This is a genomic window from Roseovarius sp. BRH_c41, assembly GCF_000961715.1.
In the GTDB taxonomy this organism is placed as follows: domain Bacteria; phylum Pseudomonadota; class Alphaproteobacteria; order Rhodobacterales; family Rhodobacteraceae; genus Roseovarius.
In genome coordinates this window covers 13165-32977 of the sequence record NZ_LADY01000032.1, presented here as the reverse complement: position 1 = coordinate 32977, position 19813 = coordinate 13165, and the positions used below count along the sequence as shown (strand labels likewise).

Annotated in this window: 33 protein-coding genes; 31 read left to right on the top strand and 2 right to left on the bottom strand. The window is 60.2% G+C overall.

The features are described 5' to 3' along the window. The 11 genes from tuf to rplP all read left to right on the top strand — a co-directional run. A partial coding sequence (tuf, locus tag VR71_RS10450) for an elongation factor Tu (RefSeq protein ID WP_296430182.1) occupies positions 1 to 1149 on the top strand: 1149 nt, incomplete at its 5' end. A gap of 82 nt (positions 1150 to 1231) precedes the next feature. After that, entirely contained in the window at positions 1232 to 1540 is a 309-nt protein-coding gene (gene rpsJ / locus VR71_RS10445; protein ID WP_008281867.1) for a 30S ribosomal protein S10, read from the top strand. A gap of 12 nt (positions 1541 to 1552) precedes the next feature. Then, on the top strand, positions 1553 to 2395 hold the full coding sequence (gene rplC, locus VR71_RS10440; RefSeq protein WP_009817502.1) for a 50S ribosomal protein L3: 843 nt from the start codon (positions 1553 to 1555) through the stop codon (positions 2393 to 2395). Beyond that, positions 2392 to 3009, top strand: coding sequence for a 50S ribosomal protein L4 (gene rplD / locus VR71_RS10435; RefSeq protein WP_009817503.1), 618 nt, complete (start codon positions 2392 to 2394; stop codon positions 3007 to 3009). Before rplC ends, rplD begins: the two co-directional genes overlap by 4 nt. Continuing rightward, entirely contained in the window at positions 3006 to 3302 is a 297-nt protein-coding gene (locus VR71_RS10430; RefSeq protein ID WP_009817504.1) for a 50S ribosomal protein L23, read from the top strand. Before rplD ends, VR71_RS10430 begins: the two co-directional genes overlap by 4 nt. 152 nt (positions 3303 to 3454) lie before the next feature. Continuing rightward, positions 3455 to 4213, top strand: a complete 759-nt coding sequence (locus VR71_RS10425) for a class I SAM-dependent methyltransferase (RefSeq protein WP_045683614.1) — start codon at positions 3455 to 3457, stop codon at positions 4211 to 4213. Positions 4214 to 4482: 269 nt separating this feature from the next. Then, entirely contained in the window at positions 4483 to 5325 is an 843-nt protein-coding gene (rplB, locus tag VR71_RS10420; RefSeq protein ID WP_009817507.1) for a 50S ribosomal protein L2, read from the top strand. 3 nt (positions 5326 to 5328) lie between these two features. Beyond that, positions 5329 to 5607 carry a 30S ribosomal protein S19 gene (gene rpsS, locus VR71_RS10415; protein WP_009817508.1) on the top strand — a complete coding sequence of 93 codons (279 nt, stop codon included), beginning with the start codon at positions 5329 to 5331 and terminating at the stop codon, positions 5605 to 5607. Positions 5608 to 5610: 3 nt separating this feature from the next. Further along, the gene (rplV, locus tag VR71_RS10410) at positions 5611 to 5991 is read left to right on the top strand and encodes a 50S ribosomal protein L22 (protein WP_009817509.1); all 381 of its coding nucleotides are present in this window, start codon (positions 5611 to 5613) and stop codon (positions 5989 to 5991) included. Then, entirely contained in the window at positions 5991 to 6698 is a 708-nt protein-coding gene (gene rpsC, locus VR71_RS10405) for a 30S ribosomal protein S3 (RefSeq protein ID WP_008281875.1), read from the top strand. The genes rplV and rpsC overlap by 1 nt, the downstream gene beginning before the upstream one ends. A 13-nt stretch (positions 6699 to 6711) precedes the next feature. Continuing rightward, the gene (rplP, locus tag VR71_RS10400; RefSeq protein WP_009817510.1) at positions 6712 to 7125 is read left to right on the top strand and encodes a 50S ribosomal protein L16; all 414 of its coding nucleotides are present in this window, start codon (positions 6712 to 6714) and stop codon (positions 7123 to 7125) included. Between the two features lie 70 nt (positions 7126 to 7195). Here the strand turns inward: rplP and VR71_RS10395 are convergent, their stop codons facing one another. Next, positions 7196 to 7963: a hypothetical protein gene (locus VR71_RS10395; protein WP_045683611.1), complete on the bottom strand. Its 768-nt coding sequence runs from the start codon at positions 7961 to 7963 to the stop codon at positions 7196 to 7198. A 130-nt stretch (positions 7964 to 8093) separates the two neighbouring features. Here VR71_RS10395 and VR71_RS10390 point away from each other — a divergent pair, with 130 nt between their 5' ends. From VR71_RS10390 to VR71_RS10320, 16 genes are all read left to right on the top strand, one after another. Further along, positions 8094 to 8714, top strand: a complete 621-nt coding sequence (locus VR71_RS10390) for a 2OG-Fe(II) oxygenase family protein (RefSeq protein WP_045683621.1) — start codon at positions 8094 to 8096, stop codon at positions 8712 to 8714. A gap of 222 nt (positions 8715 to 8936) precedes the next feature. Then, complete coding sequence (locus VR71_RS10385; RefSeq protein WP_009817513.1) at positions 8937 to 9143, top strand: cold-shock protein; 207 nt, start codon at positions 8937 to 8939, stop codon at positions 9141 to 9143. Between the two features lie 244 nt (positions 9144 to 9387). Then, complete coding sequence (locus VR71_RS24850) at positions 9388 to 9573, top strand: hypothetical protein (protein WP_296430179.1); 186 nt, start codon at positions 9388 to 9390, stop codon at positions 9571 to 9573. Positions 9574 to 9649: 76 nt separating this feature from the next. Next, positions 9650 to 9946 carry a type II toxin-antitoxin system death-on-curing family toxin gene (locus VR71_RS10380; RefSeq protein WP_296430177.1) on the top strand — a complete coding sequence of 99 codons (297 nt, stop codon included), beginning with the start codon at positions 9650 to 9652 and terminating at the stop codon, positions 9944 to 9946. A 239-nt stretch (positions 9947 to 10185) separates the two neighbouring features. After that, a complete protein-coding gene (gene rpmC, locus VR71_RS10375) occupies positions 10186 to 10386 on the top strand; it encodes a 50S ribosomal protein L29 (protein WP_009817515.1) in 201 nt (66 codons plus the stop codon). Between the two features lie 12 nt (positions 10387 to 10398). Continuing rightward, entirely contained in the window at positions 10399 to 10629 is a 231-nt protein-coding gene (gene rpsQ / locus VR71_RS10370; RefSeq protein ID WP_009817516.1) for a 30S ribosomal protein S17, read from the top strand. 78 nt (positions 10630 to 10707) lie between these two features. Further along, the gene (gene rplN, locus VR71_RS10365; RefSeq protein ID WP_008281882.1) at positions 10708 to 11076 is read left to right on the top strand and encodes a 50S ribosomal protein L14; all 369 of its coding nucleotides are present in this window, start codon (positions 10708 to 10710) and stop codon (positions 11074 to 11076) included. A gap of 1 nt (position 11077) precedes the next feature. Next, on the top strand, positions 11078 to 11389 hold the full coding sequence (rplX, locus tag VR71_RS10360) for a 50S ribosomal protein L24 (protein WP_009817517.1): 312 nt from the start codon (positions 11078 to 11080) through the stop codon (positions 11387 to 11389). Beyond that, a complete protein-coding gene (gene rplE / locus VR71_RS10355; protein ID WP_009817518.1) occupies positions 11382 to 11945 on the top strand; it encodes a 50S ribosomal protein L5 in 564 nt (187 codons plus the stop codon). Before rplX ends, rplE begins: the two co-directional genes overlap by 8 nt. A 19-nt stretch (positions 11946 to 11964) precedes the next feature. Next, a complete protein-coding gene (rpsN, locus tag VR71_RS10350; protein ID WP_040650498.1) occupies positions 11965 to 12270 on the top strand; it encodes a 30S ribosomal protein S14 in 306 nt (101 codons plus the stop codon). A 13-nt stretch (positions 12271 to 12283) separates the two neighbouring features. Further along, positions 12284 to 12676, top strand: a complete 393-nt coding sequence (rpsH, locus tag VR71_RS10345) for a 30S ribosomal protein S8 (protein WP_009817520.1) — start codon at positions 12284 to 12286, stop codon at positions 12674 to 12676. A 12-nt stretch (positions 12677 to 12688) separates the two neighbouring features. Continuing rightward, entirely contained in the window at positions 12689 to 13222 is a 534-nt protein-coding gene (gene rplF / locus VR71_RS10340) for a 50S ribosomal protein L6 (protein WP_009817521.1), read from the top strand. 11 nt (positions 13223 to 13233) lie between these two features. Further along, positions 13234 to 13593 (top strand): 50S ribosomal protein L18, encoded by a 360-nt coding sequence (rplR, locus tag VR71_RS10335; RefSeq protein ID WP_037241666.1) that lies wholly within the window; start codon positions 13234 to 13236, stop codon positions 13591 to 13593. Between the two features lie 12 nt (positions 13594 to 13605). After that, positions 13606 to 14172, top strand: a complete 567-nt coding sequence (gene rpsE, locus VR71_RS10330; protein WP_009817523.1) for a 30S ribosomal protein S5 — start codon at positions 13606 to 13608, stop codon at positions 14170 to 14172. 12 nt (positions 14173 to 14184) lie between these two features. Next, positions 14185 to 14373, top strand: a complete 189-nt coding sequence (rpmD, locus tag VR71_RS10325; RefSeq protein WP_009817524.1) for a 50S ribosomal protein L30 — start codon at positions 14185 to 14187, stop codon at positions 14371 to 14373. A gap of 225 nt (positions 14374 to 14598) precedes the next feature. After that, positions 14599 to 15036, top strand: a complete 438-nt coding sequence (locus VR71_RS10320; RefSeq protein WP_045683601.1) for a GFA family protein — start codon at positions 14599 to 14601, stop codon at positions 15034 to 15036. A gap of 23 nt (positions 15037 to 15059) precedes the next feature. Here the strand turns inward: VR71_RS10320 and VR71_RS10315 are convergent, their stop codons facing one another. Continuing rightward, on the bottom strand, positions 15060 to 16034 hold the full coding sequence (locus tag VR71_RS10315) for a glutathione S-transferase family protein (RefSeq protein WP_045683599.1): 975 nt from the start codon (positions 16032 to 16034) through the stop codon (positions 15060 to 15062). Positions 16035 to 16333: 299 nt separating this feature from the next. Here VR71_RS10315 and VR71_RS10310 point away from each other — a divergent pair, with 299 nt between their 5' ends. From VR71_RS10310 to cbiE, 4 genes are all read left to right on the top strand, one after another. Continuing rightward, a complete protein-coding gene (locus VR71_RS10310; RefSeq protein ID WP_045683597.1) occupies positions 16334 to 16555 on the top strand; it encodes a DUF6732 family protein in 222 nt (73 codons plus the stop codon). After that, the gene (locus tag VR71_RS10305; protein ID WP_045683595.1) at positions 16552 to 17850 is read left to right on the top strand and encodes a sirohydrochlorin chelatase; all 1299 of its coding nucleotides are present in this window, start codon (positions 16552 to 16554) and stop codon (positions 17848 to 17850) included. Before VR71_RS10310 ends, VR71_RS10305 begins: the two co-directional genes overlap by 4 nt. Positions 17851 to 17922: 72 nt before the next feature. Then, entirely contained in the window at positions 17923 to 18561 is a 639-nt protein-coding gene (locus VR71_RS10300) for a precorrin-8X methylmutase (protein ID WP_296430176.1), read from the top strand. Next, positions 18558 to 19769, top strand: coding sequence for a precorrin-6y C5,15-methyltransferase (decarboxylating) subunit CbiE (gene cbiE / locus VR71_RS10295; RefSeq protein ID WP_296430174.1), 1212 nt, complete (start codon positions 18558 to 18560; stop codon positions 19767 to 19769). The genes VR71_RS10300 and cbiE overlap by 4 nt, the downstream gene beginning before the upstream one ends. Positions 19770 to 19813 lie beyond the last annotated feature (44 nt).

Sequence of the window (19813 nt, the reverse complement as noted above, 5' to 3'; positions counted from 1 at the left end):
AAGCCGCATGTGAACATCGGCACGATTGGTCACGTTGACCACGGCAAGACGACGTTGACGGCGGCGATCACCAAGTATTTTGGCGAATTCCGGGCCTATGACCAGATTGACGGTGCGCCTGAAGAAAAGGCGCGCGGGATCACGATCTCGACCGCGCATGTGGAATACGAGACCGAGGCGCGTCACTACGCCCATGTCGACTGCCCCGGCCACGCCGACTATGTGAAGAACATGATCACCGGTGCCGCGCAGATGGACGGCGCGATCCTGGTTGTGAACGCCGCTGACGGCCCGATGCCGCAGACCCGCGAGCACATCCTGCTCGGTCGTCAGGTCGGCATCCCCTTCATGGTCGTCTACATGAACAAGGTCGATCAGGTCGATGACGAAGAGCTGCTGGAACTGGTGGAAATGGAGATCCGCGAGCTTCTGACCTCTTACGACTATCCGGGCGACGATATTCCGATCGTGCGCGGCTCGGCGCTGCATGCGATGAACGGCACCCAGCCGGAAATCGGCGAGAATTCGATCCGCGCGCTGATGGCGGCTGTGGATGAGTATATCCCGACCCCGGCGCGCGCCGTGGATCAGCCGTTCCTGATGCCGATCGAAGACGTGTTCTCGATCTCGGGCCGTGGCACGGTTGTGACCGGCCGGATCGAGCGTGGCGTGATCAATGTTGGCGACAGCATCGAGATCGTGGGGATCAAGGACACCAAGACGACGACCTGTACCGGCGTCGAGATGTTCCGCAAGCTCTTGGATCGTGGGGAAGCGGGCGACAACGTCGGCGTTCTGCTGCGCGGCATCGACCGTGAGGGCGTTGAGCGTGGTCAGGTTCTGTGCAAGCCGAAATCGGTTCTGCCGCACACCAAGTTCGAGGCCGAGGCCTATATCCTGACCAAGGAAGAGGGTGGCCGTCACACGCCGTTCTTTGCCAACTACCGTCCGCAGTTCTACTTCCGCACCACGGATGTGACCGGCACGGTGATGCTGCCCGAAGGCACCGAAATGGTGATGCCCGGCGACAACCTGAAGTTCACGGTTGAACTGATCGCGCCGATCGCCATGGAAGACGGCCTGCGTTTCGCCATCCGCGAAGGCGGCCGCACCGTCGGCGCCGGCGTCGTGTCGAAGATCATCGAGTAACAACCTTTAAGGGTTCGACGAGGGAGGCCGGGTGGTCCGGCCTTCCTCCTATCAACTCCAATGCCGCGAAAGGCTAAGACAAATGCAAAGCCAAAATATTCGCATTCGGCTCAAGGCGTTTGACTACCGTGTGCTGGATGCCAGCACTCAGGAAATCGTCAACACTGCCAAACGGACCGGTGCCCAAGTGCGTGGGCCGATCCCGCTGCCGAACAAGATCGAGAAGTTCACCGTTCTGCGCAGCCCGCACGTGAACAAGAAATCCCGCGATCAATTCGAGATCCGGACGCACAAGCGTCTTTTGGACATCGTTGATCCCACGCCGCAGACGGTGGACGCGCTGATGAAGCTCGACCTCGCCGCTGGCGTGGACGTGCAGATTTCGGTTTAAGGAGAGCAAGAGATGTTGCGCTCTGGTGTGATCGCGAAAAAAGTCGGCATGACCCGGCTTTTCCTCGAAGACGGCAAGCAGGTTCCTGTGACCGTTCTTCAATTGGACAAACTTCAGGTGGTGGCACAGCGCACCCCTGAGAAAGACGGCTATACGGCCGTGCAACTGGGGGCAGGAACCGCAAAGGCCAAGCGCACGACGCAGGCCATGCGCGGTCATTTTGCCGCCGCCAAGGTCGAGCCCAAGCGCAAGATCGCGGAATTCCGCGTGGCGCCTGAGAACATGATCAACGTGGGTGAGGAAATCACCGCTGACCATTACTTTGAAGGTCAGTTCGTGGATGTGTCCGGCACCTCGATCGGTAAGGGTTTTGCCGGTGCGATGAAGCGCCACAACTTTGGCGGTCTGCGGGCCAGCCACGGTGTGTCGATCAGCCACCGTTCGCACGGCTCGACGGGTCAGTGTCAGGATCCGGGCAAGGTGTTCAAAGGCAAGAAGATGGCCGGACACATGGGCGCCGCCAAGGTGACCACGCAGAACCTGCAGGTCATCAAGACCGACGCGGATCGTGGCCTGATCATGATCAAGGGCGCTGTTCCGGGCTCCAAGGGCGGTTGGGTGACGATCAAGGATGCGGTCAAGAAGCCGTTCCCCGAGAACGCCATTCTGCCCGCCGGTCTGCGGTCTGCTGCGGAAGAAGCTGCCAAGGCGGCTGAGGCCGCTGCCGCTGCCGCCGCTGCTGAGGCGGAAGCCGAAGCCAAGCGTCTGGCCGAAGAGGCTGCTGCCGCTGAAGAAGCTGCTCTGAAAGAGGCTGAGGCCAGCATTCAGGCCGAGAAGAAGGAAGGCGAGGAATGAAACTCGACGTGATCAAACTGGACGGCGGCACGGCCGGCTCGGTCGATCTGGGCGAAGACATCTTCGGCCTGGAGCCGCGCGCGGACATCCTGCACCGCGTCGTCCGCTGGCAGCGCAACAAGGCGCAAGCCGGCACGCACAAGGTCAAGACCCGGTCGGAAACCAGCTATTCCACCAAGAAGATCTATCGCCAGAAGGGCACCGGTGGCGCACGTCACGGTGACAAGAACGCGCCGATCTTCCGCCACGGTGGTATCTACAAGGGTCCGACGCCCCGCAGCCACGCCCATGACCTGCCCAAGAAGGTTCGTGCGCTTGGTCTCAAGCATGCGCTCTCGGCCAAGGCCAAGGCGGGTGAGCTTGTGATCATCGACGTCGCATCGTCGAATGGCAAGACGGGTGAGTTGGCCAAGCAGGTCAAGAACCTCGGCTGGAAGCGCGCGCTGGTGATTGATGGCGCACAGGTGAATGCCGAATTCGCGCGTGCTGCGGCCAATATCGAGGGTCTCGATGTGTTGCCGTCGATGGGCGCAAACGTCTATGACATCCTCAAGCGCGACACGCTCGTGCTGACCAAAGCGGGTGTCGAAGCACTGGAGGCTCGTCTGAAATGAGCGCTAAACCTGAACATTACGATGTGATCCGCAAGCCGATCATCACCGAGAAGGCCACGATGGCCTCTGAGAATGGTGCGGTTGTGTTCGAGGTCCACATGGACGCCAACAAACCCCAGATCAAGGAGGCCGTCGAGGCGCTCTTTGGGGTGAAGGTGAAAGCTGTGAATACCACGATCACCAAGGGCAAGCAAAAGCGTTTTCGGGGTCAGCTTGGTCGTCGGAATGACGTCAAGAAGGCCTATGTGACGCTGGCCGAAGGCAACACGATCGACGTGACCACGGGTCTGTGATCGCGGTGGGGTAACACCCACCCTACGGATTGAGATTTGAACCCCGGCTGCCGAAAGGTGGGCGGGGTTTGGCATTTGGAACAAGTGCCTTTTCACCGGAGCGGGGCAATGATACCTGATGCGGCAATGACCTCTGGGAATGAGACATCTCAATGCAGCTAGAAATCGACATTGAAGCCGAAGCTGCGGAGGATCGGATTGCAGCGCTCGATCTCAGTTGCTTTGATCGCAACGATCTTGTGAACCTGATTTTGCAGCGGTCCGAAGTGATGTTCGACCGCCCCAAATCGGGACGGGTGATCAAGGCCTGGCAAGAGGGTAATGACGCGCCGATCCAAGCTGTGGTGGATGACATGGGCGACACCATCGCGCGCCGGGCCGCAGGGGTCATTCATGCCGAATACAAAGCGATCAAAGGGCTTCTGCAGGAGCTGAACCCGAAGCGCATCGCGGATATTGGCTGTGGCTATGGGTTTTTCGATCTCTTTGCGGCGCAGGACCTGACCTGCACAGTGCTGTTGATTGATATCGAATCGAATACGCATCGGCATTTCGGTTTTAATCCTGAGGGGGCGGCGTATTCATCACTGAGCCGTGCGAGACACCTGCTCACGGCGAACGGGATCGCACCTGAGGCAATTGAAACGCTCAATCCCAATGAAACGACACCCGAGTCTGCGATGGCCGTGGATCTCGCTGTCAGCTTTCTGTCCTGTGGGTTTCACTATCCGGTGGATCTCTATTTACCGTTTCTAGACAAGGTTTTGCGGCCCGGAGGGGCTGCGATTTTTGATCTGCGCAGGAATACGGCGGAGGAGCAGGCACGGAAGCTGGGGGTCTTTGGCGCGCTGTCTGATATGGACTCGCCGCCGAAATCGCGGCGCGTTCTGTTGCGAAAATCGAAACCTTAAAGCCTGCGGCAAGGGGTCGGGGGACGGGACTGGCGGTAAAGCGTCCCAAGGCCGTGCTGCGCCTTTAATTCTTGGTCAAACCCCTTGACCGCAAACGCGGCCTCCCCTATCAGACCCCATCCGCAAGGCCCCGGATTCGTCCGGGGCCTTGCAATTGTTCGCAAGAGCAATTCTAGCCGAGGACCTACGGGGCCTCATACCTTGGCCACCCTCGGGGGGCTACAACACAGGCAGGTTATCCTGCCGTAAGCAAACGGAAGACAGAAAGCATGGCACTCAAGTCGTATAAGCCGACGACGCCGGGCCAGCGTGGGCTGGTGCTGATCGACCGTTCGGAGCTGTGGAAAGGACGTCCGGTCAAATCTCTCACTGAGGGTTTGACCAAGCATGGCGGCCGGAACAATACCGGACGGATCACGATGCGTCGCAAGGGCGGCGGGGCGAAACGCCTCTATCGTATCGTCGATTTCAAGCGGACAAAGTTCGATATCTCGGCAACGGTTGAACGGATCGAATATGACCCGAACCGGACCGCGTTCATCGCGCTGATCAAATATGAAGATGGCGAGCAAGCCTATATCCTGGCGCCGCAGCGTCTGGCGATTGGCGACAAGGTTGTTGCCGCGGCGAAGGCCGACATCAAGCCGGGCAACGCGATGCCGTTCTCGGGCATGCCCATCGGTACGATCATTCACAACATCGAGCTGAAAGCTGGCAAGGGCGGGCAGATTGCACGCGCTGCTGGCACCTATGCGCAATTCGTGGGCCGCGATGGTGGCTATGCTCAGATCCGTCTGAGCTCGGGCGAGCTGCGTCTGGTGCGTCAGGAATGCATGGCCACCGTTGGTGCCGTCAGCAACCCCGACAACAGCAACCAGAACTACGGTAAAGCTGGCCGCATGCGTCACAAGGGCATCCGCCCGTCTGTGCGTGGTGTCGTGATGAACCCGATCGATCACCCGCATGGTGGTGGTGAGGGTCGCACCTCGGGTGGTCGTCACCCGGTCACGCCCTGGGGTAAGCCCACCAAGGGCGCGCGCACCCGCAACAAGAACAAGGCGTCGCAGGATCTCATCGTGCGCTCGCGTCACGCCAAGAAGAAGGGCCGCTAACACATGGCACGTTCTGTATGGAAAGGCCCCTTTGTCGATGCCTATGTCTTGAAAAAGGCAGAAGCATCGCGTGAGTCGGGGCGCAATGAAGTCATCAAGATCTGGTCGCGTCGTTCGACGATCCTGCCGCAATTCGTGGGACTCACGTTTGGCGTCTACAACGGCCACAAGCATATCCCTGTCAACGTCAGCGAAGACATGATTGGTCAGAAGTTCGGTGAGTATTCGCCGACCCGGACCTATTACGGTCATGCCGCCGACAAAAAAGCGAAGCGGAAGTAAGTCATGGGCAAGGAAAAGAACCCCCGCCGCGTGGCAGACAACGAAGCGATGGCCAAGTTGCGCATGCTTCGTACCAGCCCGCAGAAGCTCAACCTCGTTGCCGCGATGATCCGTGGCAAGAAGGTCGACAAGGCGCTGACCGATCTGACATTCTCGAACAAGCGCATCGCCGCTGACGTCAAGAAATGTCTCCAGTCGGCGATTGCCAATGCCGAGAACAACCACAATCTCGATGTGGATGGTCTGGTCGTGGCAGAGGCCTATGTCGGCAAGAACCTTGTGATGAAGCGTGGCCGTCCGCGTGCCCGTGGTCGCTTTGGCGCGCTCAAAAAGCCGTTCTCGGAGCTGACAATCAAGGTGCGTGAAATTGAGGAGCAAGCCTAATGGGTAACAAAGTCAATCCGATTGGCATGCGCCTGCAGGTGAACCGCACCTGGGACAGCCGCTGGTATGCCGACACCAAGGACTATGGCAATCTGCTGCTCGAGGATCTTGCGATGCGCAAGTTCATCGGCGAAGAGTGCAAGCAAGCCGGGATCAGCCGTGTGATCATCGAGCGTCCGCACAAAAAGTGCCGCGTGACGATCCACACCGCACGTCCGGGCGTGATCATCGGCAAGAAAGGCGCCGATATCGAGGGTCTGCGCAAGAAGCTGGCGGCGATGACCGCAAGCGAATTGCACCTCAATATCGTCGAAGTTCGCAAGCCCGAGCTGGATGCGGCCCTTGTGGGTGAGAGCATCGCACAGCAGCTTGAGCGTCGTGTGTCCTTCCGTCGCGCCATGAAGCGTGCCGTGCAGAACGCGATGCGCATGGGTGCCTTGGGTATCCGGGTGAACGTCTCTGGCCGTCTTGGCGGTGCCGAGATCGCGCGGACTGAATGGTATCGTGAGGGTCGGGTTCCGCTCCACACGCTGCGTGCGGATATCGACTATGCCCCCGTCGAGGCCACAACGGCCTATGGGATCATCGGTATCAAGGTCTGGATCTTCAAGGGTGAAATCATGGAGCACGATCCCGGTGCCCGTGACCGCAAAGCCCAGGAACTCCAGGATGGTCCCGCGCCCCGTGGCGCCGGCGGCCGCCGTTAAGGAGGAATGAAAGATGCTTCAACCAAAGCGCACCAAATTCCGCAAGATGCACAAAGGCCGGATCAAGGGCGAAGCCAAAGGCGGCTCTGATCTGAACTTTGGCACTTTCGGTCTCAAGGCCACTCAGCCCGAGCGTATCACAGCGCGTCAGATCGAGGCCGCTCGTCGTGCCATGACGCGTCACATGAAACGTCAGGGCCGTGTCTGGATCCGGATTTTCCCGGATACGCCGGTTTCCTCCAAGCCCACCGAGGTTCGGATGGGTAAAGGTAAGGGTTCGGTCGACTATTGGGCCTGCCGGGTCAAGCCGGGCCGGGTGATGTTCGAGATCGACGGTGTGAGCGAAGAGATCGCCTTTGAGGCGCTGCGTCTGGCGGCCATGAAGTTGCCGATCAAGACCCGCGTCGTGGTCCGCGAGGACTGGTAAAGGCGGCGGGGTAACACCCACGCTGAGAATTGCCCCTGTGCGAGAGATCGCGCGGGGGTTTTTTGTGGCGCTAGTCTTGGTCCGGAGCGATAACTTCCGGTGCGATGACTTCGGGCGCGACGACTTCCGGAGCGATGACTTCCGGTCCGTTTGGGTCCGGGGCGTCGGCTTCTGGAGCGTAAACATCTGGTGAATTCACAACCTCGAGGCCGATATTGCCGAGGTGAGTGTTGCGCCCCCATTTCCGATGGATCAGCGCGCCATTGACAATGTAGAGGTCTTTGACGCGATACATTTGGCGGACACCGTCGTCGCCGCGAATGAAGATTGCGGCTGTTTGCAGCGTGTCATCATTGGGTTTGTCGATCTCGAAATAGCTGGGGTCGGCGTTCTGCGCCAAGCCTTCCATGATCAAGAGAACCTCTGCGTAATCTGTCACCTTTTCATCCTGGAAGAAGTAGCAATAGCCCTCGGTGCCGGCGACGCCGACGCCGACGATTGCGCCCACGACAATTCCGGTTGGAGACATCAGCGCGGCGCCAATGGCACCGGCACCGCCACCCGAGCCCGCGATTAGACCGAGCGTGCTGGCGGCTGAGCTTCCGGCCACGGTGGACCCGAGCAAGGTTGCGCCGGTCACGGAGTGCGTGAGCGTGTAGAACCCAAGTGCCTTTTCAACGAGTGTTGGTGCGGATGTTACAGGCTCTGCCAGAGCGGCGACATTGGACCGCGCTGTTCCAAGCAGTTTGCTGAGACGCCAGTTGCAAACATCAGCCGATGCAGGTGTGCCAAGCATCAAGAGTGCTGCTGCGAGTCGCCAGTTGATAGAGGTGCGCATCGGTCTTTCCTTTGAGAGGTCGTGTAGCCGTTAGGGCTGGTAACAAGGAATTGCGGGAGGGGCATCTCTTATTCCACAAACTGAAACCTTGCCCTTCTCTTTTCATTACCATCTGGGTATTGCGACAGACATGCCCAATATCGACTCGCTCTTTGTGACCCGCCTCTATCGTGCCGCCCTCAGCGAGCACGGACCTGCCATTGATGCCAAAGAAATGGAGGCGTCATGCTATTCCATCGCCGAGGATGACGAGGCGGGGCAGGGGTGGTGTGACGAGAACGGCTATCCCGGCTATACCTCTTATGCCTCGCTCAGTGATCTGCCCTGGCGGTTTCCGATCTTTGCCGATCTGGTCAAGGTGCTGGATGCGCATGTCGCGGCCTTTGCCGAGGATCTGGAGTTTGATCTGGATGGCAAGGCATTGAAGCTGGAGGATATCTGGATCAACATTCTGCCCGAGGGGGGCATGCATGCGAGCCATATCCATCCGCATTCGGTGATTTCCGGCACGACCTATGTGGCGATGCCCGAGGGCACGAGCGCGCTCAAGCTGGAAGACCCACGGTCGGCGCGGATGATGGCCTCTCCGGTGCGGCGCAAGGATGCGCGGCAGGAGTTGCGGACGTTCATCTATGCCAAACCGGTGGTGGGCGACGTGCTGCTTTGGGAATCATGGCTGCGCCATGAAGTGCCGATGAACATGTCGGAAGAGGACCGGATCAGCGTGAGTTTCAACTATTCCTGGGGCTGAAGCCCGGAATCGCCCCATATGTTCTCAAAGTGTTCTCAAAAAAATTCAGTAATTTATCATTCTCCCTTGTAAATTGATGCGATTTCGGCCATATGCAGGGGGCTTACGTTATTCTATTTCGATCATCTGTCTCCTCTAAACCGGCTGTCAGTACCTCGATCCAGACCGACCACGCCGCGACTGCCGCACTTACGCGGGCAGCACTACATAGGAGACGACACGATGGCCAATGGCACCGTGAAATGGTACAATTCCACTAAAGGCTTCGGCTTTATCGCACCCGACAATGGCGGCAAGGACGTTTTCGTTCATGTCAGCGCAATCGAGCGTGCGGGCCTGACCGGCCTTGCTGACAACCAAAAAGTGACCTTCGACATCGAATCCGGCCGTGACGGCCGTGAGAGCGCGTCGAACCTGCAGCTCGCATAAGCGATCTGATCTGGCTTGAGTGCGGCCTCGGGGAAACTCGGGGCCGTTTCTCGTTTTGGATGGGGGATTGTGCCGTGATGCGCTGATTGCCTCAGGGACCACAACGCGCCGGCGCAAGGAGCAGAGGCGGGTAGAGGTGAGAGCGTCGTGCGTACCGCGTTTTAAACTCTTGCTGCTTGCATAAACGGAGCTTGCCAAAGACATCGCCAATTTCCATATTGCAGTTACGGTTCCGGAGTACGAAATGGCAACCAACGTCAAGAAAACTGCCGTCAAAGGTGGATACATCGTCCGAAGTGCCAAGACCGGTTGCTTGGTTGAAGTTGGCACGCCTGCCGGTGCGAAGAAGGCGAGTGTTAAAACGCTATCAACCGTTAAAAGCGCTTCGGAAAAGCGCAAAGCTGCGTTGAAGCGCTTGGCCGATCGCTAGGTCGCATTACAAGGTAACGCTGGCCGATGCGATCACCGCGCATGACGAGGCGCTGACATTTGGTGGCCGTGAAGGTGTGAGCAGTCTCGGGCTGATCGAGTCTGCTTTAGGTCGGCCATATTCCGGGTATCACAGGCCAATTTATCGTAAATCAGCGGCTTTGCTGCACAGCATGGTTGGAAATCACGGGTTCGTTGATGGCAACAAGAGAACGGCTTGGCTCGTTGTTGAAATTTTAGTTGATCGCAGCGGATACATCCTGGCGATTGATGATGACGAGCGTATTGACGATCTCGTGGTGAGCGTCGCGGACGGTACTCTGGATTTTGAAGAGCTGTGCGTATGGTTCAGGGATAGATTGGTGAAGTCCTGAATGTATTGCCAACGGTCCGCTTTTGAACTTTGGGCTCAAAGGAGCCAAGCGGGTTCTATTTTGCGATGATCCGACTTGAACTTCTTCCTTGCCCTCTGAGAGCGCCTCCCGTATAGAGCCCCAATCCGCGAGCCCCGGCATGTCCGGGGATTCGCGTATTTGCAATTCATCCACCGGGTTTTGGGTTACCCTGAAGCAACCGTCAGGGGCCGTCCGGTGTTTTGAGAAAGGAACAGGCGATGAACGCCAAGGAACTGCGTGACAAGACCCCGGACCAGCTCCGGGAAGAACTCACCAACCTGAAAAAGCAGCAGTTCAATCTGCGTTTTCGGGCGGCCACAGGCCAACTTGAGAATCCCGCTCAGATGCGCACGGCGCGCCGCGATGCCGCGCGCGTTCTGACGATTCTGAACGAAAAAGCCAACGCGGCAGCAGAGTAAGGAGCCTGAGATATGCCCAAACGTATTCTTCAAGGCGTCGTCACCTCTGATGCCAACGCCCAGACCGTCACCGTATCGGTCGAGCGCCGTTTCAAGCACCCCGTGCTTCAGAAAACCATTCGTAAGTCCAAGAAATACCGGGCTCACGATGAGAACAACACGTTCAAAGTGGGCGATGCCGTTCGGATTGTCGAATGCGCGCCCAAATCCAAGACGAAGCGTTGGGAGGTGCTGCAGGCTTAAGCCTCGGCGCCTTTCGGCATTAATCGAAACCCTGGGGATTAGGCATTGCATCGCCCCCCATAGGTCGGGAGAAACCAAATGATCCAGATGCAGACCAACCTGGATGTTGCTGACAACTCTGGCGCTCGCCGTGTTCAGTGCATCAAGGTCTTGGGTGGTTCCAAGCGTCGATACGCATCCGTGGGCGACATCATTGTCGTCTCGGTCAAGGAAGCCATCCCCCGCGGCCGCGTGAAGAAAGGGGACGTCCGTAAGGCCGTCGTCGTGCGCACCGCCAAGGAAGTCCGTCGTGAAGACGGGACCGCCATTCGTTTTGACCGCAACGCCGCCGTGATCCTGAACAACGCAGGTGAGCCGGTCGGCACCCGTATTTTCGGGCCGGTTGTGCGCGAGTTGCGGGCCAAGAACTTTATGAAAATCATCTCGCTCGCCCCGGAGGTGCTGTAAGATGGCTGCCAAACTGAAAAAAGGTGACACCGTGATCGTTCTGTCCGGCAAGGACAAGGGCCAAAAAGGCACGATCACCAATGTCGATCCGAAATCCGGCAAGGCCGTGGTCGAGGGCGTCAACATGGCGATCCGCCACACCCGTCAGAGCCAGACCAGCCAAGGCGGTCGCATCCCCAAGGCGATGCCGATCGACCTGAGCAATCTGGCGATTGTCGACAAGAACGGCAAACCGACCCGCGTCGGGTTCAAGATTGAAGGCGACAAGAAAGTGCGCTTTGCCAAGACCACGGGGGACGTGATCGATGCTTGATACCGCAACCTATACCCCGCGCCTCAAGGCCCACTTTCGTGAGGTCATCAAGCCCGCTCTGAAAGAAGAGTTCGGCTACAAGAATGACATGCAGATCCCGCGTCTGGACAAGATCGTTCTCAACATCGGCTGTGGTGCCGAAGCTGTGCGCGACTCGAAGAAGGCAAAGTCGGCTCAGGAAGATCTGAGCACGATCGCCGGTCAGCGCGCTGTTGTCACCAAGGCTCGCAACTCCATCGCCGGGTTCCGCGTTCGTGAAGACATGCCTCTCGGGGCAAAGGTCACGCTGCGCGGCGACCGCATGTATGATTTCCTTGACCGTCTGATCACCATCGCGATGCCGCGTATCCGCGACTTCCGGGGTGTGTCGGGCAAGTCGTTCGATGGGCGTGGCAACTATGCCATGGGCATCAAGGAACATATCATTTTCCCCGAAATCAACTTCGACAAGGTCGACGAAGTTTGGGGGATGGACATCGTCATCGCAACCACGGCGAAGACCGACGCTGAAGCCAAGGCGCTGTTGAAGCAATTCAACATGCCCTTCAACAGCTGAGCCGGGGGAGGATAGATCTATGGCTAAGAAATCAATGATCGAGCGTGAAAAGAAGCGCCAAGTGCTGGTGGACCGTTTCGCCAAGAAACGCGCCGCGTTGAAAGTGATCATCAACGACCAGAGCAAGCCGATGGAAGAGCGGTTCCGCGCCTCCATGAAGCTTGCGGAACTGCCGCGCAACAGCTCGGCCACTCGGCTGCACAACCGGTGCCAGCTGACGGGTCGTCCGCATGCGTATTACCGCAAACTCAAAGTGTCCCGGATCATGCTGCGCGAGCTCGGCTCGAGCGGGCAGCTGCCCGGCGTCGTGAAATCGAGCTGGTGAGGAGGTCAGAGATATGAACGATCCTATCGGCGATATGCTCACCCGTATCCGCAACTCGCAGATGCGCGGCAAGTCCACGGTCAGTACCCCGTCTTCGAAAATGCGCGTGCGCGTTCTCGATGTGTTGGCGTCCGAGGGCTATATTCGTGGCTATGAGATGACAAAGGATGCCAATGGCCATCCCGCCATCGAAATCAGCCTCAAGTATTATGAAGGCACCCCCGTCATTCGCGAAATGAAGCGGGTTTCCAAACCCGGTCGTCGCGTCTATCTGGGTGTCGATGACATTCCGCAGGTCCGTCAGGGTCTCGGTGTGTCGATTGTCTCCACCTCCAAGGGTGTGATGTCGGATGCAGCAGCGCGCGCAGCCAATGTTGGCGGCGAAGTGCTCTGCACTGTCTTCTAAGGAGACCTGGACATGTCACGTATCGGCAAACAACCCGTGTCTCTGCCGGATGGCGTCACCGCGACGCTGTCGGGACAGACGATCGAAGTCAAAGGCCCCAAGGCGACCAAGAGCTTTACCGCGACGGATGATGTCACCATCACCATCGACGGCAGCGTCATTTCGGTCACGCCGCGCGGCAAATCCAAACGTGCCCGCCAGCAGTGGGGGATGACCCGGACGGTCATCGCCAACATGGTGCACGGCGCCAAGGATGCCTTTAAGAAAGAGCTGGAAATTCGCGGTGTGGGCTATCGTGCCCAGATGGCGGGCAATGTGCTCAAACTGAACCTCGGCCTCAGCCATGACGTCGATTTCCCCATTCCGGAAGGTGTGACTGTTACCGCACCCAAGCCCACCGAACTGGTGGTCGAGGGCACGGACAAGCAGCTCGTTGGACAGGTCGCGGCGAATATCCGCGACTGGCGACGCCCCGAGCCCTATAAGGGCAAAGGCATTCGCTACAAAGGCGAGTATATCTTCCAGAAGGAAGGCAAGAAGAAGTAAGGACGCGACAGATGGCAAACAGCAAAAGAAAACTGTTCCTCAAACGCCGCCTGCGCGTTCGGAACAAACTCCGCAAGGTCAATGCAGGGCGCGTGCGCCTCAGCGTTTTCCGCTCCAACAAGAACATCAGCGTGCAGCTGATCGACGACGTCAACGGTGTGACGCTCGCCGCTGCCTCGACCCTCGAAAAGGATCTGGGCATGGTGGGCAAGTGCAATGTGGAGGCGGCCGCCAAGGTCGGCACCGCGATTGCCGAGCGGGCTCAGAAGGCCGGCATCACCGAGGCCTATTTCGATCGGGGCGGCTTCCTGTTTCATGGTCGCGTCAAGGCAGTTGCCGACGCGGCGCGTGAAGCTGGCCTGAAGATTTAAGGGGACGAGAGAATGGCAAGAGAAGACAACCGTCGTGACCGTCGCGAGCGCGACGAAACACCGGAATTCGCCGACCGTCTCGTGGCGATCAACCGCGTGTCGAAAACTGTAAAGGGCGGTAAGCGCTTTGGGTTTGCGGCACTGGTGGTCGTGGGCGATCAAAAGGGCCGCGTCGGCTTTGGCAAGGGTAAGGCCAAGGAAGTTCCCGAGGCAATCCGCAAGGCTACCGAGGCCGCCAAGCGCGCAATGATCCGCGTGCCGCTGCGCGAGGGCCGGACCCTGCACCACGACATGGAAGGTCGCCATGGCGCCGGCAAGGTCGTGATGCGCACAGCCCCCACCGGGACCGGCATCATCGCCGGCGGTCCGATGCGCGCCGTGTTCGAGATGTTGGGAATTCAGGACGTGGTCGCGAAATCGACCGGGTCGCAGAACCCCTACAACATGATCCGCGCCACGCTGGACGGTCTCAAGAAAGAGACCAGCCCGCGTATGGTGGCGCAGCGCCGTGGCAAGAAGGTGGCCGACATCCTGAAAAAGGGTGACGAAGCGCCGGTTGCCGAAGCGGCAGAAGCGTAAGGAACCGGACAAATGGCAAAAACCATCGTCGTCAAGCAGATCGCCAGCCCGATCCGCCGCCCCGAAGATCAGCGTCAGACCCTCATCGGTCTAGGGCTCAACAAGATGCACAAGACCCGCGAGCTTGAGGATACCCCCTCGGTGCGCGGTATGGTCAACAAGATCCCGCATCTGGTCAAGATCATCGAAGAGCGCGGCTAAACCCGCGCGCACGGGAAGGGGTGACATCCGCCCCTCGGACATCAGAACGCCCCGGCCCGAGAGGACCGGGGCGTTTTCGTTTGTCCGCTGGTGTCATCCTTTAGTCGCGTCCGACCAGAATCAGCGCCGGGGTCCGGCGTGGTGCATGATAGGTTGAGGGCCAGGGCGGATCCGGGGTCTTAAACCCAGGGTCGCCCATCCGCATCGCTTTGAGGAGGAAGGCCGATGTCTGACACAAGTTCCGGTGGTTGCGACCACATCCATACCAAGACGACCCATGCGCCGATTGACAATCACACCTGTCATTGTTCCGTGTGCAAAAGCGTAACCGGGCAACCGACGACGCATGTTGTGTTTTTCAAGCACGGCGATGTCGTGGTTGACAATGAGGCGGGGCTGAACCGTCAGCCCTTCAATGCCAGTAATCCTGAGGGCCCGCTTGAGCTTTGCACCTGTGCGACATGCGGGACGCCGATCATGCTCGATGACAAGCAGCACCGGATCAGGGTGATCGTTCCCAACCTGATGGGCTATGGGGACCAGATCGAGGCCGCGAGCTATCATGCGTTCTATGATCCCGCCACCGGCGTGCCCAAGCCATCGGACGGGCGTCCTGTCCATGCCGCGCTGCGGCCGGATTTTGTCTGGCCTGATCCGTCCTGAGCGGCGGCTTGGCCGGGACTGTTTCAGCCCCGGCCGTGCGGCATCTCGAGGTCTAGCACCGGGTTGATCGGGATGATCCGGTTCGGATTGATCGTATCGTGGCTGTAATGATAGTGCCGGACGACATGGTCGAAATCCACGGTCTCACGCACCCCCGGCCATTGGTAGAGTTCGCGCAGATAGCCCCAGAGATTGGGGTAATCGACGATCCGCGCCCGGTTGCATTTGAAATGCAGGTGATAGACCGGATCGAACCGGATGAGGGTGGTAAAGAGCCGCCAATCGGCCTCTGTCACGCGCTCCCCCATGAGATAGCGGTTTTGAGCCAGGCGGTTTTCGAGCCAATCGAGGCTGTCGAAAAGGGGATAGACGGCCGCCTCATAGGCCTCCTGCGTGGTAGCAAAACCCGCCTTGTAGACGCCGTTGTTGACGGTGTCGTAGATCCGTTCGTTGACCGGTTCTATGGCGGCACGCAGATCCTCGGGCCAGAAATCAAGCGTGTTGCCGGTGATCCCGTCAAAGGCGGAATTGAACATGCGGATGATCTCGGCGCTTTCGTTCGAGACGATGGTCTCGCGCTCTGTGTCCCAGAGGATCGGCACAGTGACGCGGCCTGAAATCCCGGGGTCGGCCTTGAGGTAGATGTCGCGGGCGAAGGGCAGGCCATAGAGCCGGTCGCCGGTAGCGCCGGGGAAGTTGGTGCGGAATTCCCAGCCCTCCGAGAGCATGTCGGGATGCACGACCGAGACGCCGATATGATCCTGCAACCCCTTGAGCGCGCGAAAGATCAGGGTGCGATGCGCCCAGGGGCAGGCCAGCGACACATAGAGGTGATAGCGCCCGCTCTCCGCCTTGAACCCGGCCTCGCCTGAGGGACCGGCGCTGCCGTCTGCGGTGATCCAGTTGCGGAACTTCGCCGTCGAGCGCACGAATTTCCCGCCCGTCGATCCGGTGTCATACCAGGTGTCTTGCCATTCTCCGTTGACCAGTTGGCCCATGTTCAAAGTCTCCTCTTTGTCCATAACCTAGGGCCGGGGGTGCGGGTCGGGAATGCACAGCACCGCGCAGCCGCCGTGCAGGGCTGCACATGTCGCGAACGGGGGCGGGGGCTTCGTTTCTTCGTTTGCAGGCGCGCGGGCCAGCGCCTATAACCGGGCGATGACGAAGCCCGCGACCGGGCCGGAAAGGTGTGCGACGATTGGCTGACCCATGTCGGGGGCGGATCGCGCGTCGTCGGGGCCACGTGGCCCGCCGCCCCTTTTCGCCCTGTCGCGCGACCGAGTATAAGGGGACTGCCATGCGATTTGCCACCATTCTGACTGCGCTCTTGAGCGGCACCGTTGCCAATGCCCATCCGGGCCATCTGGCCGAAGTTGCCGGGCATGGCCATTGGTTGGGAGCCGCGGCGCTTGGGGCGGCGATCGCGATTGGCCTCTGGTCCGGGTTGCGGGCGCGCAAGGATCGCGCGGCGGACGAGGCCGAGGATGAGGCCCCAGAAGAAGAGCCGCAGGAGGCATGAGCATGGTCAAGACGGGTGTGATGATCTGTGGACATGGCTCGCGCAGCCAATCGGCGGTCGATGAGTTCAGCGTGTTGGCGGACAAGCTACCGGGGTATCTGCCCGATGACTGGGTGATGGAATATGGCTATCTCGAATTTGCCAATCCGGTGATCCGCGACGGTCTGGACCGGTTGCGCGCCGCCGGCTGCGAGCGGATTCTGGCGGTGCCGGGGATGCTCTTTGCAGCGATGCATTCCAAAAACGACATTCCCACCGTGCTCAACACCTATGCCGCGACGCATGGTATCGAGGTGCGCTATGGCCGCGAATTGGGGGTGGACCCCAAGATGATCGCCGCCGCTGGCGCCCGCGTGCGCGAGGCGATCGACCGCGCAAATGTCAAACATGGCGAGGTCAGCCTGCATGACACCTGCCTTGTGGTGATCGGGCGCGGTGCGTCGGACCCCGATGCCAATGGCAACGTCGCCAAGATTGCGCGGCTCTTGCAGGAGGGCATCGGGTTTGGCTGGTGCGAGGTGGGCTATTCCGGTGTTACCTTCCCCTTGGTGGAACCCTGCCTGCAGCATGTGGTCAAGCTGGGCTACAAGCGTGTTGTGGTGTTTCCCTACTTTCTCTTTTCCGGCATCCTGATCGACCGCATCTATGGCTTTACCGACCGGGTTGCGGCGGAGCATCCGGAGATGCAATTCGTCAAGGCCGGGTATCTGGGCGATCATCCCAAGGTGTTGGAAACCTTTGCCGAGCGCATCACCGAGCAGCTGAGCGCTGTGCCGCCACCCAATTGCGGCACTTGTCAGTATCGCACGCAGATCCTTGCCATCGAGGGCGGGGCTGTGCAGCGGATCACGCCTGAGCAGCGCGCCGCCCTGGCCGAGGCGCGGGGTGCAGGGCATCCGGCGTTTGGCGATGTGCCGCCGCCCACCTGCGTCATGTGCAAATACCGCACGCAGGTCTTGGGGTTCGAGGCCGAGGTTGGGGCGGTGCAGGAAAGCCATCATCACCATGTCGAAGGGCAGGGTGCCTCTGCGCCCGGCTCGAACGTGGTGGATTGCACGCTCTGCGATACGTTCTGCACCGGGCTGTGCCGGTTGGAGGCGCAGGCGGCCCACCATCATCACCATGATCACGATCATGACCACGATCACGATCATCCACATGACCACGGGCATGATCATCCTCATGACTATGGGCATGACCATCACCACGATCACGATCATCACCACCATCACGCGCCCTATCCTCATGCCAGCCATCCGCATGGACCCGAGAGCGCGCGGCGAACCAAGGTCTGATCACCGCTTTTTCTTGGTGAAAATACTCCCGCCGGAGGCTCCGACACCGGCCGCAATTGCAGAGGGTTGATTTTGCGTCCCTATGAAAAGAATCCCTCGGCCATCTATGAGATGAGCTTTGCCACCGTTCGCCGCGAGGCGCGGCTGGATCGGTTTGGAGCCGGAATGGAAAGCCTCGCGATCCGGCTCATTCATGCCTGTGGCATGGTCGAGGTGGCGGATCGGTTGGCGTTTTCCAGCGGGGCCTATGCGGCGGGTCATGCCGCCTTGCAGGCCGGTGCGCCGGTGTTTTGTGATTGCGAGATGGTGGGGGCGGGGATCATCCGCCGCTATCTGCCCTGCCAGAACGACGTGATCGTGACGCTGAACGACCCGCGGGTGCCGGGCATTGCGGCGGGGATCGGCAATACCCGTTCGGCGGCGGCGGTCGAATTGTGGGCGGAACGGCTGGAGGGGGCTGTGGTGGCGATCGGCAATGCGCCCACCGCGCTCTTTCACCTTCTCGAACTGCTCGACGAGGGTGCACCGCGTCCGGCGCTGATCCTCGGCTTTCCGGTGGGATTTGTCGGGGCCGCCGAGAGCAAGGCCGAACTGGCGGACAACCCGCGCGGCTGCGAGTTTGTCGCCCTGCGCGGTCGGCGCGGCGGGTCGGCGATGGCAAGTGCCGCAGTCAATGCGCTGGCGGCCGGGCTGCCGGAGGTGGGCGCGTGACGGGCGGACTGGATCCTTGGCTGCATATCGTGGGCATTGGCGAGGATGGGATGGCGGGGCTCTTGCCTGCCTCCCGTGCCATTGTCGAGACGGCAGAGGTGATCGTGGGCGGCGAGCGGCATCATCAATTGTCCGAGGCGGTGCGCGCCGAGCGGATTGCCTGGCCGTCGCCGTTTGATGCCTTGACGGACCTCTTGGCCGGGTTGCGCGGGCGGCGCGTGGTGGTGCTGGCCACTGGCGATCCGCTGTGGTTCTCAGTGGGCGCACGGATCGGGCGGAGCTTGCCGCCCTCCGAGATCGTCTATCATCCGCAGCTTTCGGCCTTTCAATTAGCCGCCGCGCGGATGGGGTGGAGCATGGCGGATCTTGAGACGCTGACCGTACACGGCCGGCCTGTCGAGCAGATGATCGCCTTTATTCAACCTGATGCGCGGCTCTTGATCCTGACCACCGGGGCCGAGACGCCGGCGCAGATCGCGCGGTTTCTGACCGAGCGCGGGTTTGGGCAATCGCGCCTGACGGTGCTGGCGAATATGGGCGGGGCCGAGGAGGCGCGGTTTGACGGGCTGGCCGAAAGCTGGGCGCATGTGGTGCCGCCGTTCAATACGCTGGCGGTCGACTGTGTGGCAGCACCCGATGCCGCGCTGATGCCCCGAGTGCCGGGACTGGCGGATGATCTATTTCAGCATGATGGCACGATGACCAAGCGCGAAGTGCGCGCGGCAACGCTGGCCAAGCTGATGCCGATGCGCGGCGCGCTTCTATGGGACATCGGCACGGGCTGTGGGTCGGTTGCGGTGGAATGGATGCGCGGCGCGCGCTATGCCCGCGCGATTGGCATCGAGCCGCGCGCGGATCGCCGCGCGATGGCGGCGGCGAATGCCTTGGCGCTTGGGGTGCCGCGACTGGAATTGATCGAGGGTCGTGTGCCCGAAGCGTTGGCGGGGTTGGATGCCCCCGATGCGGTGTTTATCGGCGGCGGGTTGTCGGAGGCCGTGTTCGAGGCGGCATGGGCGGCGCTGCGCCCGTTGGGGCGGCTGGTGTGCAATGCCGTGACGCTGGAGAGCGAGGCGGCATTGGTGGCGCTTTACAAGCGGCATGGTGGGGACTTGGTGAAATTGCAGGTCAACCGGGCAGAGCCGGTGGGGGGGCTGACGGGTTGGCGGCCTCTGATGCCGGTCACGCAATGGAGCCTTGTGAAGCGATGAGCGGCGGGCGTTGGACGTGAGTATTTTTGGAACGATGAAAGGCG